The organism is Azospira sp. I13 (assembly GCF_003112695.1).
Lineage (GTDB): Bacteria > Pseudomonadota > Gammaproteobacteria > Burkholderiales > Rhodocyclaceae > Azospira.
On record NZ_BFBP01000003.1, the window covers coordinates 162,757 to 178,019 of the forward strand.

The 15,263-nt window shown below is 65.2% G+C and carries 13 protein-coding genes; 10 read left to right on the forward strand and 3 right to left on the reverse strand.

Going from position 1 to position 15,263, the window contains the following annotated elements:
* Window positions 1-4: 4 nt before the first annotated feature.
* Complete coding sequence (locus AZSI13_RS03250) at window positions 5-1,276, reverse strand: MgtC/SapB family protein (protein ID WP_109039751.1); 1,272 nt, start codon at window positions 1,274-1,276, stop codon at window positions 5-7.
* Between the two features lie 119 nt (window positions 1,277-1,395).
* Here AZSI13_RS03250 and ispD point away from each other — a divergent pair, with 119 nt between their 5' ends.
* The 8 genes from ispD to AZSI13_RS03290 all read left to right on the forward strand — a co-directional run bounded on the left by ispD (window position 1,396) and on the right by AZSI13_RS03290 (window position 9,407).
* On the forward strand, window positions 1,396-2,112 hold the full coding sequence (gene ispD / locus AZSI13_RS03255; protein WP_109039752.1) for a 2-C-methyl-D-erythritol 4-phosphate cytidylyltransferase: 717 nt from the start codon (window positions 1,396-1,398) through the stop codon (window positions 2,110-2,112).
* Window positions 2,109-2,618 (forward strand): 2-C-methyl-D-erythritol 2,4-cyclodiphosphate synthase, encoded by a 510-nt coding sequence (ispF, locus tag AZSI13_RS03260; protein WP_109039753.1) that lies wholly within the window; start codon window positions 2,109-2,111, stop codon window positions 2,616-2,618. Before ispD ends, ispF begins: the two co-directional genes overlap by 4 nt.
* Window positions 2,619-2,620: 2 nt before the next feature.
* Window positions 2,621-3,214: an RNA 2',3'-cyclic phosphodiesterase gene (thpR, locus tag AZSI13_RS03265; RefSeq protein ID WP_165833278.1), complete on the forward strand. Its 594-nt coding sequence runs from the start codon at window positions 2,621-2,623 to the stop codon at window positions 3,212-3,214.
* A complete protein-coding gene (locus AZSI13_RS03270) occupies window positions 3,211-4,440 on the forward strand; it encodes an HD-GYP domain-containing protein (protein ID WP_109039755.1) in 1,230 nt (409 codons plus the stop codon). Before thpR ends, AZSI13_RS03270 begins: the two co-directional genes overlap by 4 nt.
* An 11-nt stretch (window positions 4,441-4,451) precedes the next feature.
* Window positions 4,452-7,415, forward strand: a complete 2,964-nt coding sequence (locus tag AZSI13_RS03275) for an EAL domain-containing protein (RefSeq protein ID WP_165833279.1) — start codon at window positions 4,452-4,454, stop codon at window positions 7,413-7,415.
* 12 nt (window positions 7,416-7,427) lie between these two features.
* Entirely contained in the window at window positions 7,428-7,745 is a 318-nt protein-coding gene (locus AZSI13_RS03280; RefSeq protein WP_109039757.1) for a hypothetical protein, read from the forward strand.
* The gene (locus AZSI13_RS03285; protein WP_109039758.1) at window positions 7,742-8,584 is read left to right on the forward strand and encodes an HDOD domain-containing protein; all 843 of its coding nucleotides are present in this window, start codon (window positions 7,742-7,744) and stop codon (window positions 8,582-8,584) included. The genes AZSI13_RS03280 and AZSI13_RS03285 overlap by 4 nt, the downstream gene beginning before the upstream one ends.
* 106 nt (window positions 8,585-8,690) lie before the next feature.
* Window positions 8,691-9,407, forward strand: coding sequence for a Crp/Fnr family transcriptional regulator (locus tag AZSI13_RS03290; RefSeq protein WP_109039759.1), 717 nt, complete (start codon window positions 8,691-8,693; stop codon window positions 9,405-9,407).
* 496 nt (window positions 9,408-9,903) lie between these two features.
* Here the strand turns inward: AZSI13_RS03290 and AZSI13_RS03295 are convergent, their stop codons facing one another.
* Window positions 9,904-10,422 carry a C40 family peptidase gene (locus AZSI13_RS03295; protein ID WP_109039760.1) on the reverse strand — a complete coding sequence of 173 codons (519 nt, stop codon included), beginning with the start codon at window positions 10,420-10,422 and terminating at the stop codon, window positions 9,904-9,906.
* A gap of 210 nt (window positions 10,423-10,632) precedes the next feature.
* On the opposite strand from AZSI13_RS03295, the gene AZSI13_RS03300 reads away from it, so the two are divergent.
* Both AZSI13_RS03300 and AZSI13_RS03305 read left to right on the forward strand, forming a co-directional pair.
* Complete coding sequence (locus AZSI13_RS03300) at window positions 10,633-11,814, forward strand: diguanylate cyclase (RefSeq protein WP_109039761.1); 1,182 nt, start codon at window positions 10,633-10,635, stop codon at window positions 11,812-11,814.
* 41 nt (window positions 11,815-11,855) lie between these two features.
* On the forward strand, window positions 11,856-13,784 hold the full coding sequence (locus AZSI13_RS03305) for a propionate--CoA ligase (protein ID WP_268807500.1): 1,929 nt from the start codon (window positions 11,856-11,858) through the stop codon (window positions 13,782-13,784).
* A gap of 148 nt (window positions 13,785-13,932) precedes the next feature.
* Here AZSI13_RS03305 and AZSI13_RS03310 read toward each other — a convergent pair whose 3' ends face one another.
* Window positions 13,933-15,141, reverse strand: coding sequence for an amino acid aminotransferase (locus AZSI13_RS03310; protein ID WP_109039763.1), 1,209 nt, complete (start codon window positions 15,139-15,141; stop codon window positions 13,933-13,935).
* Window positions 15,142-15,263: the final 122 nt, after the last annotated feature.

A 15,263-nucleotide genomic window follows, 5' to 3' on the forward strand; every position in this document is an offset into this window, starting at 1 on the left:
CAGGCTAAATCTGGGTGTAGGCCCAGCCCCCCAGGGTGCCCAGGGCGAGGGCCAGGAAACCGGCGCCGATGCGCCGGCCCAGGGCCGGGCCGGCTACCGAGAGGACGATGCCCAGCTTGAAGACCAGGTTGGCGAGGAAGGCGATGACGATGGAGTTCACCGCATCCGTCAGCGGCAGCTTGCCCATGCCGAAGAGGCGCAGGGAGGAAAGGGTGATGGCATCCACATCGGTGAAGCCGGAAATCAGCGAAATGGCGTACAGGCCCTGGGAGCCGGCAATGTCGGAGAACCAGGCGGAGAGCAGCAGGACCACGGCGTAGATGAAACCGAAGGTGAGGGCGGTGCGGATCTCCGCCGGGTTATGCAGGTTCAGGGCCGTTTCCGGCTGATCACTGTGGGCCCCCAAATGGCGCCATGCCCAGCCGATTACCACCATGCCCAGCAGCAGGCCGCCTCCCAGGGCCGGCAGCAGGCGGGGCAACAGTTCCGGCTGCAGCATGGCGGCCAGCAGGCCCAGGCGCACCAGCACCACCAGGTTGGCGGTGAGGATCACCACCATGGAGAGGCGCAGCAGGTCCGGCGTTGCCTTGACGTGCCGGGAATAGACCAGGGTGATGGCGGTGGAGGAGGCCAGGCCCCCCATCAGGCCGATCAGGGCGCCGCTGTGCTGCTGGCCGAAGATGCGCAGGGCGGCATAGCCCGCCAGGCTCATGCCGGAGATCAGCACCACCATCCACCACACCTGGTAGGGGTTGAGGGCCAGGTAGGGGCCAAAGCCCTGGTTGGGCAGGATGGGCAGGATGACCAAGGAGAGAACGCCGAACTGCAGGATGGAGATGAGGTCCTTGCGGGTCAGCTTTTCCGTCATCAGGTGCAGCTCGGTTTTGAAGTAGAGCAGGATGGTGGTGAGGATGGCGAGCATCACCGCCAGGGTCTGTTCCTGGTACCAGATCATGGCGCCGAAAGAATAGGCCAGCAGCAGGGCCACCACCGAGGTGGTACCGGGATCGTTCACATCCGGCCGGGATTGGTAGGCGGACAGCATCATGCCGCCGATCACCAGCAGGCCGGCGGCCAGCACCCATTCCGAACCGGCCCGTTCCCCCAGCAGGCCGCAGATGGTGCCGAGCAGGGCGGTGAGGGCGAAGGTGCGCAGCCCAGCCCGGGAAGAGGGGTGGCGTTCCCGCTCCAGGCCCATGAGCAGGCCGACTCCCAGGCTGAGGAGAAAAGCCTGGGCGAATTCAAGGCCGGTCTCAGTGAGAAAGGTGTTTTCCATGGCGATCTTATTCGTTCTGATTATTGGGCGTCGGAATGGCCGGGCCGGGTCCCGGGAAAACCCTCGTTCCGGGCCGCTTTGGGCAGCCGGGATGGGTCCCCTGCTGTTAAAATTAATGCATGGCCCGACACTACGCAATCGTTCCTGCCGCCGGCAGCGGCTCCCGCTTCGGGAGCGACATTCCCAAGCAGTACCTGCCCCTGGCGGGGCAACCCCTGTTGCACCACACTTTGGCTGCCCTGTGCCGTCATTCCGCCATCGACCGGGTGTGGGTGGTGCTATCCCCGGAAGACGAGTATTGGCAGCGCCACGACTGGAGCCCCCTGGGGGCCAAGCTGGAAACTATTTTCCAGGGCGGTGCCACCCGGGCCGACAGCGTTGCGGCCGGCCTGCGGGCGGCGCAACTGGCCGCGGCAGAAGATGACTGGATTCTCGTACACGACGCCGCCCGGCCCTGCCTGGCGGCGGCCCACATCGATGCCCTGGTGGGGGAATTGGCGGACGACCCGGTGGGCGGCATTCTCGCCGTGCCGGTAGCCGACACCCTGAAGCGGGCCGACGGCCATCAGCGCGTGGCCGCCACTGTCCCCCGGGACGGTCTGTGGCAGGCCCAGACGCCCCAGATGTTCCGCTACGGCCTGCTGCGCGACGCCCTGGAGCAGCACCGCCAGGTCACCGACGAGGCCGGCGCCATTGAAGCTGCAGGGCTGGTGCCCCGCCTTGTCAAGGGCGATGCCAGCAATCTGAAAGTCACCTACCCGGCCGACCTGGGCCTGGCGGAAGCGATCCTGCGCAGCCGCCTGGGTCCCCGGGCAGCCCTGGGAGCCTTTGCATGAGCACCCTCAACACTCCCTCTCCGAGCAAGGAAATACGTATCGGCCAGGGCTGGGATGTCCACGCCCTGGTGCCCGGTCGGCCCCTGGTGCTCGGCGGTGTCACCATCCCCCATGAACTGGGCCTGCTCGGCCATTCCGATGCGGATGCCCTGCTTCACGCGATTACCGACGCCCTGCTCGGAGCGGCCGGCCTGGGTGACATCGGCCGCCATTTCCCCGATACCGACCTGCGCTGGCGCGGTGCCGACAGCCGCGCCCTGCTGCGCCATGTGCTCCACCTGTTGCGCGAGGGCGGCTGGCAGGTGGTCAATGTGGATGCCACCGTGGTCGCCCAGCGGCCCAAGCTGGCGCCCCACATTCCTGCCATGGTGGCCCACATCGCCGACGATCTGGGGGTGCCTGCCCAGCGGGTCAACGTCAAGGCCAAGACCTGCGAACGCCTGGGCTTTGCCGGGCGGGAGGAGGGCATCGAAGCTCAGGCCGTGGCGCTCATCGAGCGAGGCTGAGGGTGGCCCTCTCCAGCGCCGCGCCATTGCCTGCCGCGACCGTTCCCGCGGCCCGGCTGTTCTTTGCCCTATGGCCCGAAGAAGCCCTGGCTGCCCGTCTGGCGGATCTGGGGCGGCAACAGGTGGCCGCACAGGGCGGCCGTCCCATGGCGGAGGATTCCCTGCACCTGACCCTGGCCTTCCTCGGCGAACAGCCCCTGTCTTTGCTGCCGGCACTGTTGCAGACCGGGCAGCGGGTAGCGGCCCGGGCCGCCTGGCCCTTTGCCTTTAACCTGGATCAGGGCGGCTACTGGCCGGCTCAGGGCATTCTCTGGCTGGGCTGCTCCCGGCCGCCGGTGGCCCTGCCCGACTTGGCCGCCAGTCTGGCCGGGGAACTGGCGGCGCTGGGCCTGACGCTGGAAGCGCGGCCCTACGTGCCCCACGTCACCCTGGTGCGCGGCGCCCGGTGCGCCGCCGCCACGCCCTGGCACCCAGCCGATATGCCGGCCTGGACGGCCCGAAATTTTCGCCTGTTGCGCTCCCGCCGGGACGCGGCGGGCACTCGTTACGAAACCCTGGGTTGCTGGCCGATGGGCGGCAACGGGATGCTTTCATGATCAAGAAAATTGCCGTGGTCCAACTCAAGCTGGGCATGTACGTCAGTGACGTCAATGCCGGGTGGATGGACCATCCCTTCCTGCGCAACAGCCTGTTGCTGGAAACCGAAGAGCAACTGCAGAAGATTCGCCGTGCCGGCATCCGTGAGGTCTATATCGATACCGGCAAGGGCATGGATGTGGAAGCCGATGCGGCACCCACCGCCGTCGAGGCCGCCCGGGAGAGCCAGCAGCAGCTGGAGCGGATGGCCGAGGCGCCGGAAGCCAAGCCCCTGTCGGTGCGCACCAGCCTGGCGGAGGAATTGGCCAAGGCCAAAGGGGCTTTCAGCGAGGGTACCCGCCTGGTTCGCAGCGTCATGGAAGACGCCCGGTTGGGGCGCCAGATCGAGCTGGACTCGGTCAAGGCCGTGGTTGAAAAGATCGCCAATTCGGTGATCCGCAACAGCAACGCCATGATGACCCTGCGCCGCCTGCAACAGCGGGACGACTACATCTACCAGCATTCCGTCGGGGTCTGCGCCATGCTGACCGCCTTCGCCAAGGCCATGGACATGGATCTGGCCGCCATCCATCAGGTGGCCCTGGGCGGGCTGCTGCATGACATCGGCTATGTACGGGTGCAGGGCGAAATCCTCAAGAAGCCGAGCAAGCTGTCGGACGAGGAGTTTCTCCACGTCAAATCCCACGTGGTTCAGGGGGCGGACCTGCTGCGCCAGACGCCGGGCATTCCCCAGCTGGCCCACGATATCCTGGAACACCATCACGAGCGTTTCGATGGCAGCGGTTATCCGAAGGGGCTGAAGGGCGAGGAAATTTCCCAGATCGGCCGCATGGCCGCCATCGTCGATGTGTACGATGCCATCACTTCCGAGCGGGTGTACCACCGGGGCGTCAATCCGGGCGAGGCCATGCGAAAGCTCTTCGACTGGAGCCGCTACCACTTCGATCCGGCTCTCTTCCAGGTCTTCGTCAAGAGCGTCGGCATCTACCCGGTGGGTACCCTGGTGCGCCTGGAAAGCGAGCGCCTGGCCGTGGTGGTGGAACAGCGCGACAAAAATCTGCTCCAACCCCTGGTGCGGGTCATCTATGATGCCAAGCGACGCTACTACCTGCCGCCCCAGGATGTGGATCTTTCCCGTCCCGTCGGCTACGGCGGCGGCGACCGCATCGTCACCCATGAAGCACCGGCCAAATGGGGAATCGACCTGGCCCGCTTCTACCCCTGAGTCCGCCGATCATGCCCAAATCCCCGCCAGCGCCCCAGACTGCGCGCGGTTCCGAGAGCGTCCTGGCCCGTCTGCGCCAGGGCGAGAACCGCTTTATCCAGCTGGCGGACAACATTCCCGAGAGCTTCTGGCTCATCGACATCGCCGCCAAGCGGGTGGTTTATGCCAACCCGGCCTACGCCACCCACTGGGGCGGCTCGGTGGCCGATCTTTACCGCAACCGCTTTGACTGGCTGCACTTCATCCATCCCGACGATCTGGACCGGATGCGTGAAGCGGTGCGCCGCAACCCCCGGGGTGGCGTGAACGAAGTGGTGCGGGTGGTTCATCCCGATGGCAGCCAGCGCTGGCTGCACGTGCGCAGCTTCGAAATGAAGGACGAGCAGGGGCAGGCCCACAGTGTCGGCGGCGTCGGCACCGACATCACCGACCTGGTGTTGCAGCGGGATGCCCTGCGGGCCAGCGAGGCCGTGCAGAAGAGTGTGCTCGACGCCCTGCCGGCCAATATCGCCATCCTCGATATGGAAGGCCGCATCGTGGCGGTGAACGAGCCCTGGGGCCGCTTTGCTGCCGAGAACCACCTGGCGGCCAAGGCCGTTGGGGTGGGTTGCAACTACATCCAGATCTGCGAAACGGCCTGGGGTGAATCGGCGGAAGAGGCCCTGGACATTGCTGCCGGCATCCGTGCCGTCATCCATGGCCAGCAGCATGAATTCACCCTGGTGTACGCCTGCCATTCGCCGGAGGAAAAGCGCTGGTTCCGGGTGCTGGTGACGCCCCTCGATGCCGGGGGCAGCCGGGGGGCCGTGGTCATGCACCTCAACGTCACCGAAACCGTGCAGGCCCAGCAGCGCCTGACCCATCTGGCCCACTTCGACAGCCTCACCGGCCTGCCCAACCGCCTGCTCTTCCGCGAGCGCCTGAAGGGCGCTCTGGCCCAGGTGGAGCGCCAGGGCGGCCGTCTGGCGGTGATGTTCATCGACCTGGACCGCTTCAAGGTGATCAACGACACCCTCGGCCATTTGGCCGGGGATGCCCTGTTGCAGCAGGTGGCCGGGCGCATCAGCACCTGCCTGCGGGCCTCCGACACCGTGGGGCGCCTGGGGGGGGACGAGTTCGCCGTGCTGATCCCGGATTTCGAGGGGGAATACGACGTTTCCGTCGTCGCCCGGCGCCTGGTGGAGGCCCTGGGCCTGCCGGTGACCCTGGAGGGGCAGGAGCTGTTCGTCTCCGCTTCCATCGGCGTCACCCTGTACCCGGACGATTGCGACGACCTGGAAAAGCTCATCCGCAACGCCGATACGGCCATGTATCGGGCCAAGGAACTGGGGCGCAACAACTTTCAGTTCTTCACCGCCGCCATGAACGCGCGGGTCAAGGAACAGCTGCAGATGGAGACGGACCTGCGCCGGGCGGTGCAGCGCCAGGAATTCATCCTCCACTACCAGCCCAAGGTCAGTTGCAGCCATGGCGGCATTACCGGTTTCGAGGCCCTGCTGCGCTGGCAGCATCCGGTGCGGGGTCTGGTCTCGCCCCTGGAATTCATTCCCCTGCTGGAAGAAACCGGCCTCATCGTGCCGGTGGGTTCCTGGGTTTTGCAGCAGGCCTGCGCCCAGGCGGCCCGCTGGCATGAGGAAGGCCACCAGGCCCTGACCGTGGCAGTCAATCTCTCGGCCCGCCAGCTCCAGTCCCCCGATCTGGTGGAGGAGGTGCGGCAGGTCCTGGCCGAAACCGGCCTGCCGGCTGCGGCCCTGGAGCTGGAGCTGACGGAGAGCCTGCTGATGAGCCACGTCGAGGACAACATCGCCGTCCTCAACCGGCTCAAGGCCATGGGGGTGAAGCTGTCGGTGGACGATTTCGGCACCGGTTATTCCAGCCTTGCCTACCTGAAGCGCCTGCCCCTGGATGCGGTGAAGGTGGACCGGGCCTTCGTGCAGGACATCATCGCCGATCCGGGTGATGCCTCCATCACCCGCGCCGTCATCACCATGGCCCACAACCTGCGCCTCAAGGTGGTGGCCGAAGGGGTGGAAACCGAAGGACAGATCGCCCTGCTGGTGGCCAACCGCTGCGACGAAATGCAGGGCTATTACTTCAGCCGCCCGGTGCCGGCGGCGGAGGCCGGCGGCCTGCTGCGCAACGGCAAGTCCCTGCCCAGCCACCTGCGCCTGCGTACCGGCCTGCCGCCCACGGTATTGCTGGCCCTGGCCGCGCCGAGCCTGCGCCACACCCTGGGCCATGCCCTGGAGGCTGCCCAGCTGCGGGTGTTGCTGGCCGGGGGCGGCGAGGAGGGGCTGGCAGCCCTGGCGGGCCAGCGGGTGGATGCCATCGTCGCCGATGCGGGCCTTACCGATAGCGCCGGCCAGGCCTTTCTCGAGCGGGCCGGGCAGTTGCAGCCGGAGGCGGGCTTCCTGCTACTGGCGGCTCCCGACCTGATAGCCAGCACCGCCGCCGAACTGCCGCCGGCCCTCTCCTGTCACCTGCTCTCCCGCGAGGTGGGGACGGAAACCCTGGTCACCGGCGTGCTGGAGGCCGTGCAACGGCGCGGCCTGCAGGAGGAGAACCAGCGCCTGACGCGGGAGATTCAGTCCGCCGGGCTTGAGCTTTCCCGCCTCGGCCAGGAGTTGGAGACCCTGATCCGGTCGCGCGCCGAAGCCCCTCAGGCCCTGCCGGTGGCTGGTGTCGCCCACGAGGTACTGCGGGAGTTGCCGATGGCCGTGCTGGGCATCGACAACACCGGCATGATTGCCTACGCCAACGCCCAGGCGGAACGTTTGTGGCCCCAGTTCGGTCTGATCGGCAACGACGCCGTCGATTGTCTGCCCGCCGAACTGCTGGCTATCTTGAAAGAAGGGGAGGGCAGCATGGCGCTTGCCCTGCCCGGCACCGGGCCCTGCCAGGTGCTGTGTCAGCGCTTCGGCGATCCGGCGGAAGAGCGCGGCCTGCTGCTGCTGCTCTGGCCCCAGCCGACTTAAATTTTCATCGACATGATCACCATACAAGCCATTGCCCTCGAGGATGCCGCGCCGGGAATGATCCTCGCGGATGCCCTGCAGGATGAAACCGGCCAGATGCTGCTGCCCAAGGGCTCCGAGCTGACCGAAAGCGTGCTGCGCTCCCTCGGCCGGCGCGGTATCGAGACCCTCTCCATCCTTATTCCTGAAGCGGTGGATGAATCTGCCCTGATCGCCCGCCGGGAAGCTGCCCGGCAGCGTCTGCAACACCTCTTCCGTCAGGCCGTGGATCCGACCTCCCAGGGGCTGCTGCGGGTGATGCTGGAATACCGGGAGGAGCATCCCCAATGAAACCGTTGCAGACAGCCCAGGTCATCGCCGCCGTGCACCACCTGCCTTCCTTGCCCGCCGTGGTGGTGGAGCTGCTGGAGTCGGTGGATCGGGAAGACGTCAACGCCGAGGCCCTGGCCGACAAGATCGCCCTGGATCAGGCCCTGGCGGCCCGGGCCCTGAAGGTGGCCAACTCGCCTTTCTATGGCCTGCAGAGTAAGGTCGCCACCATTCAGGACGCGACGGTGATCCTCGGCCTGCGCCAGGTGCGCTCCCTGGTTACCGCTGCGGCCGTCACCGGTGCCTTCTCCTTTTCCTCCGCCAGCTGGTTTGATCCGCGGCGCTTCTGGCAGCACTGCGTCGGCGTCGCCCTGTGCGCCCGGGCCCTGGCTGCCGAAGTCGGTTTGTCGGAGGATGGCGCCTTCACCGCCGGCCTGCTTCACGACATCGGGCGCCTCGTCCTCGTCACCTGTTTTCCCGAGGAATACCGGCAGGTCGCCCTGTACCGTAAAAAGCACGACTGCTACCCCCTGACTGCCGAGCGGGACATTCTTGGCCTCGACCACGCCACCGTCGGCAAGGCCCTGGCGGAGCGCTGGCGCTTCGCGCCGGCCATCCAGGAGGCGGTGGCCCTGCACCATGCCCCGGATGAGGTGACCGGCGATTCCCTGGCGGGCATCGTCCATGTGGCCGACGTGATGGCCCATGCCCTGGACCTTTGCCCCCGGGATGATGAATTGGTGCCGGCCCTCTCCTCCGTTGCCTGGAACCGCCTGGGCATTACCTGGCCCCGTTTCAAGGAGCTGCTGGTGGAGGTGGAAGACCAGTTCGAGGATGTCTGCGCCGCCCTCAACATCTAGGGCAGGGGCGGCCGGCCCATGACGCCGGGTTTAGCCGATATCAAGGACGGCGGCGGGAAAGGTTGGGTAGTCTGCCCGGCATCTTGACCGCCGCCTGGGATTCCCCGTGTCCTTTACGCCCCACGAAATCGCCCTGTTGAAGTCCTCCCGCCTCTTCGATGGGCTGGCGGGAACGCCCCGTTTTGCGGAGTTGCTGGCCCGTCCCGAGAGCCGCCTGCAGGTTGCCGAGAATGCCTGCTTCCTGGAGCGGGGGGACCGTTCTCCCGGCCTGCACATCCTGGTCCATGGTTCGGTGGAACTCTTCTTCTGCAATGCCGAAGGGGAGGAGAAGGTCCTCCACTTCATCAAGTCCGGCGAGACCCTGGCGGAAGAGACGGTCAGCGATGGCCGGCCCATCAACTACTGGGCCCGCACCCTGACCCCCACCGTCATGCTGCGCATTCCGCCCGCCGATATCCTTTACTGGATGGATGAGTCCTGGCCGTTTGCCGAGCGCTTCCTGCGCCTCGTCTCCGAGCGCATCTGCCTGCTCTACGCCGATGTGGTGACCTTCTATTCCAAGACCGCCGTACAGCGCCTTGCCTGCTACCTCATCTGCGGCTTTGAGACTTCGCGCCTGACCCTCAAGGATTCCCTCAACCTTTCCATTCCGGTGCCCAAGAAGAACCTGGCCTCCCGCCTCAGCATCAGCCAGACCCACCTCTCCCGAGCCCTGCGGGACCTGACGGAGCGGGGGCTGATCAGCCAGGACGGCAATCGCCTGCAAGTGGTCAATGTGGAAGGCTTGGCCGAATACGTCTGCCCCCACGGCTGCGATTTGTAAGCGGCAGACGGCTCTGTCGGGCAAAAATACCCGGAGGAGTGGCCGGAACGATGCCTGGAAAGGCAATAAGGACGCCACTCTCCGTTGCCATGCCCCAGAGCGCCAGGCAGGGCGCGGTGTTCCGGGCATGTGCCCGTCCCTGCTGCCTAAGCGGCCGATTCTGGGGGGGGTTTGGGTACAACTGGGGCGTTTGGGGTAGGGGGCTGAGCCCCGTTAGCGGCTGGACGTTGCCGCAGTCCGCGGCACCTGCGACATTCTGTGGTGTTCCGCCGTATTCCAAGCAGGTGAGGGCGATGGCGCGATGGCCCCGGGAGAACGGCCGCAAGGAAAATTTCAGGATCTGCACCGCAGCAATGCGCCACAGCAACCACGCGTCAACGCTGGGGAAGTCGGGAACTACGAGGGAAAAACGAAGAAGTGCGGGGCGAAGAAGTGCGGGGAGAAGAGTCGCTGGGCGAATAAACGCCGGATGAATAAGCGCCGAGGGAAGAGGCGCTTACTGCTCGGCGATACGGCGGGCGCCGTTGTAGCGGGAAACCCAGTAGCTCTGGCGCATGTCTTCCACCCGCACCTCGCCACCGGGGCGGGGAGAATGGACGAACTGGTTGTTGCCCAGATAGATGCCAACGTGGGAGAAGGCGCGGCGCATGGTGTTGAAGAAGACGAGGTCGCCGGGCTTGAGGTCATTTTCGGCGACCTGCTTGCCGACCTGGCTCATTTCCTTGGCGGTGCGGGGCAGCACCAGACCCACGGATTCCCGGAAGACGTGGCGAACGAAGCCACTGCAATCCAGACCGGAATCGGGATCACTGCCGCCGCGCACGTAACGTACGCCAACGAACTCCAGCCCCTTGATGATCAGGTCCTGGACGCCGCTGGTATAGCGTTGGAAAAAGGTGGGTTCCTCCCCGCGTTGCTCTCCCTTGTACTCCTGCGCTACGGCAGGGCTGGCGATTGCCAGAAGCCCGATGCCTAGGGCCAGAAGGGAAGCTGCGAGCTGTTTTTTATTCAGCATGGGGCCGAACTTTATTTGAAAATCAGCCAGTTGTAAACCTAAGGTCATATACGGACAACCTGGTTGAAACACTCCGCCAGCACCTCGTCTTGAGGCCGCGTGGCGGCTGGTTATAATGGCCGCCAGCCGCCCGGCCGTGCAGGGGCCGGGTTTCCCGGCCTGCCTGCCCCAGGTTGCGGTTTTGTCCGCGCCAAAATCAAGGATGCCGTCATGAGCACCGAGCAGAATCCCGAATCCCGTCCCCGTTTGCTGATCGTGGACGACTCCCGCATGGTGCGGGCTTCCATCATCAAGCATCTGAAAGGCCTCTACGACATTCGGGAGGAGGGCGACGGCGAGGCCGCCTGGCAGACCCTGGTGCTGGATCACCATATTGATGCGGTGATTTCCGACCTCAGCATGCCGGTCATGGACGGCTTCGGCTTGCTGGAACGCATTCGCAACGCCCGGGTGGCCCGCCTGCGCCAGATGCCGGTGATCATGATTTCCGGCGAAGAAAACGAAGAAGCCCGGGACAAGGCCAAGGCCCTGGGGGCCAATGATTTCATCACCAAGGGCATCGGTACCGCCGAACTGCAGGTACGGGTGGAGTCCCTGGTTCGCCTGGGTCGGGCCCAGCAGGCCCTGGAAGCAGGCCAGACCCAGCAGCTGCGGGACGCCCAGACCGGCCTGTTCTCCCGCGCCTATCTGCAAAGCCAGACCGAACAGGCCCTGTCGCTGGGGCATCGGCAGAATTCCCCCTTGAGTGTCCTGCTGCTCGGTTTCGACGATCTGGAGCGTTACACCACCCAGTATGGCGGTGCGATGGTGGACAAACTGCAGGAGCGCTTCGCCAAGCTGCTCGCCGGCAATATCCGTAAGGAAGACAGCCTCGGCCATTTCAGCGACACCACCTTTGCCATCGTTTCCCCCGGCACCACCGGCGCAGCCAGCCTGGCCTTCGCCAACCGGCTGCGGGGCGCCGTGGCGGCTGCCAACATTGCCATCCATGGCCAGCGTCTGCCCCTGACCATCAGCGTTGGCCTCGCCAATTTCCCTGCCGACGGCGAACTGGCTGCGGATGCCCTGCTGGCCCGGGCAGAGGAGCGGCTGGCTACAGTGGTCGCCGGTGGCGGCAATCAGGCCCTCGGCCCAGCGCCGGCGGCTGTGGTGCCGGTTCCCCGGGCCGCAGGTCCGAGTCTGGATAATGCCTTGGCCCTGTTGGCGGCCGGCAAGCAGGCAGAGTTGCGCGCCCAGGCCCCGGCATTGGCAAAAGCGCTTTATCCCCTCCTAAGCTTTCTTAATTATGAATTACAATATGGGATTCCCATGGCCGACCTGGAGCGCAAGCTGGGGGCGGAAACAGGGGAACGCGACCCAGGTGGGGGCGCGCCAAGCGGTAACCAAGAATAATCCGAGATCAGCCTCGCCACCGATACAAACATAACCATGTAGTGCAGGACGCAAACGCAAGAGTAAGAGGGAGCTTTATGACCAGCTACAAAGAGTTTCATCGTCATTCCATCGAACAACCGGAAGCCTTCTGGGGCGAGCAGGCCCAGCTGATCGACTGGCACAAGCCTTTCGACCAGGTCTGTGATTACTCCCGCCCGCCGTTTGCCAAGTGGTTCGTCGGTGGCCAGACCAACCTGTGCTACAACGCCGTTGACCGTCACGCCAAGACCCGTCCCAACGACAACGCCCTGATCTTCATCTCCACTGAAACCGACGTGGAGAAGGTCTACTCCTTCGCCGAGCTGCAGCGCGAAGTCGAGCGCATGGCCGCCATTTATCAGAGCCTGGGTGTTACGAAGGGCGACCGCGTCCTGATCTACATGCCCATGATTGCCGAAGCCTGCTTCGCCATCCTGGCCTGTGCCCGTATCGGTGCCATCCACTCCGTGGTCTTCGGCGGCTTCGCCTCCGGCTCCCTGGCTACCCGCATTGATGATGCCAAGCCGGTACTGATCGTCTCCTCCGACGCCGGTATGCGCGGCGGCAAGGCTGTCCCCTACAAGCACCTGCTGGATGACGCCATCAACCAGGCCGAGCACAAGCCCGGCAAGGTGCTGATGGTGGATCGTGGTCTGGACAAGGAATTCAACAAGGTCGAAGGCCGCGACGTGGATTACGCCACCCTGCGCGCCCAGTTCATGGATGCCCAAGTGCCCGTGACCTGGGTGGAGTCCTCCGACCCCTCCTACATCCTGTATACCTCCGGTACCACCGGCAAGCCCAAGGGCGTGCAGCGTGACACCGGCGGCTACGCCGTGGCCCTGGCGTCCTCCATCAAGCACATCTACTGCGGCAAGCCCGGCGAGACCTTCTTCTCCACCTCCGACATCGGCTGGGTGGTGGGTCACTCCTACATCATCTACGGCCCCCTGATCGGCGGCATGGCCACCATCATGTACGAAGGCACCCCGATCCGTCCGGATGCCGGCATCTGGTGGCAGATCGTCGAGAAGTTCAAGGTCAATGTGATGTTCTCCGCCCCCACTGCTGCCCGGGTGCTGAAGAAGCACGACCCCGCCTTCCTGCACAAGTACGACCTCTCCAGCCTCAAGCACCTGTTCCTGGCCGGCGAGCCCCTGGACCAGCCGACCCATGAGTGGATCATGGGCGAACTGAAGCTGCCGGTGATCGACAACTACTGGCAGACCGAAACCGGCTGGCCCATGCTGTCCACCGTGCGCGGCGTCGAAGATACCAAGATCAAGTACGGCACCCCGTCCTTCCCGGTGTACGGCTACGACGTTCGCATCTTCCGCGAAGATGGCTCCGAGTGCGACGCCAACGAGAAGGGCATCCTGGGCGTCGTGCCGCCCCTGCCTCCCGGCTGTCTCTCCACCGTCTGGGGTGACGACGAGCGTTTCGTGAACACCTACTTCAGCCTGTTCAAGGACCCGCTGGTTTATTCCTCCTACGACTGGGCCATCAAGGACGACGAGGGTTACCACTTCATCCTGGGCCGCACCGACGACGTCATCAACGTCGCCGGCCACCGTCTCGGCACCCGTGAAATCGAGGAGGCTGTTCAAGGTCACCCCGCCGTGGCCGAAGTGGCCGTGGTCGGTGTGAACGATGCCCTGAAGGGGCAGCTGCCCGTGGCTTTCGCCGTCGTCAAGGACGCTTCCAAGATCGCTACCCCCGAACTGGTGGCCGCTTTGGAGAAGGAAGTGATGAAGAAGGTGGACGAGACCCTGGGCGCTATCGCCCGTCCCGGCCGCGTGTACTTCATCTCCGGCCTGCCCAAGACCCGTTCCGGCAAGCTGCTTCGCCGTTCCATCCAGGCCCTGGCCGAAGGCCGGGATCCGGGCGACCTCACCACCATCGAGGACCCCACCGCCCTGGAGCAGATCAAGGCCGCCCTGAACGCCTGAGCGCGTTTTCTGCATGCCTGAAAAAGGCCCGCTACCGAAAGGTGGCGGGCCTTTTGTTTTGATGCCAATGCCGGCATCGGTGGTGGCCAATGAAAAAGGGCGAGGTTTTCACCTCGCCCTTCTGGCTAGTCGGAGCTAGTTAAGGCGATCAGGCCTTGACGACGGCAGCAATGGCATCGACCACGGCGTCGATGTTCTTGTTGTTCAGGGCGGCCAGGCAGATGCGGCCGGTGCCCACGGCGTAGATGCCGAACTCGTTGCGCAGCACATCCACCTGGGCGGAGGTGAGGCCGGTGTAGGAGAACATGCCGCGCTGCTTCACCACGAAGGAGAAGTCCTGGGCCACACCCTTGGCCTGGAGCTTGTCCACCAGGGCCACGCGCATGGCGCGGATGCGGTCGCGCATGCCGGCCAGCTCGTCTTCCCACATCTGGCGCAGTTCCGGGCTGGAGAGCACGGCTGCCACCACGGCGCCGCCGTGGGTGGGGGGATTGGAGTAGTTGGTGCGGATGACGCGCTTCACCTGGGACAGCACGCGACCGGCTTCTTCCTTGCTGGCGGTGACGATGGACAGGGCACCGACACGCTCGCCGTAGAGGGAGAAGCTCTTGGAGAAGGAGCTGGAAACGAAGAATTGCAGGCCGGAGGCGGAGAAGGCACGCACAGCCACGGCGTCGGCATCGATACCGTCGGCGAAGCCCTGGTAGGCCATATCCAGGAAGGGCACCAGGCCCTTGGCCTTGCACACGTCCACCACTTCCTGCCACTGGGCGTCGGAGAGATCGGCACCGGTGGGGTTATGGCAGCAGGCGTGCAGGATGATGACGGAACCGGCCGCCAGGCCTTCCAGACAGGACTTCATGCCGGCGAAGTTCACGCCGCGGGTGGCTGCATCGTAGTAGGGGTAGTTTTCCACCACGAAACCGGCGGATTCGAACAGGGCGCGGTGGTTTTCCCAGGAAGGATCGCTGATGTAAACCTTGGCGTTGGGGGAGAGGCGCTTGATGAAATCGGCACCGATCTTCAGGGCGCCGGTGCCACCCAGGGCTTCGGCGGTGATGACGCGACCAGCGGAGAGCAGCTCGGAGCCAGCGCCGAAGAGCAGGTTCTGCACGGCCTGGTTGTAGGCGTTGAGGCCTTCGATGGGCTGGTAGCCGCGGGCGGGCATAGCTTCCAGGCGAGCCTTTTCGGCAGCCTTGACGGCGGCCAGGAGGGGGATTTTGCCGTTGTCGTCGTAATAGACGCCGACGCCCAGATTAACCTTGGTAGCGCGGGTGTCGGCGTTGAACGCCTCGGTCAGACCAAGGATGGGGTCCCGCGGAGCCATCTCCACGGAGGCAAAGATCGACGAACTCATGCAATGCTCCTGTTGTGCCAGTCATGCGGCGCTGCGCCATGCGCCTTGCCGCGAGTTGGTGAATAATGTGCGTACACCTGCTGTTGCCGCCGTGCCACAGGCACTGTGGCGAACAGCAGACG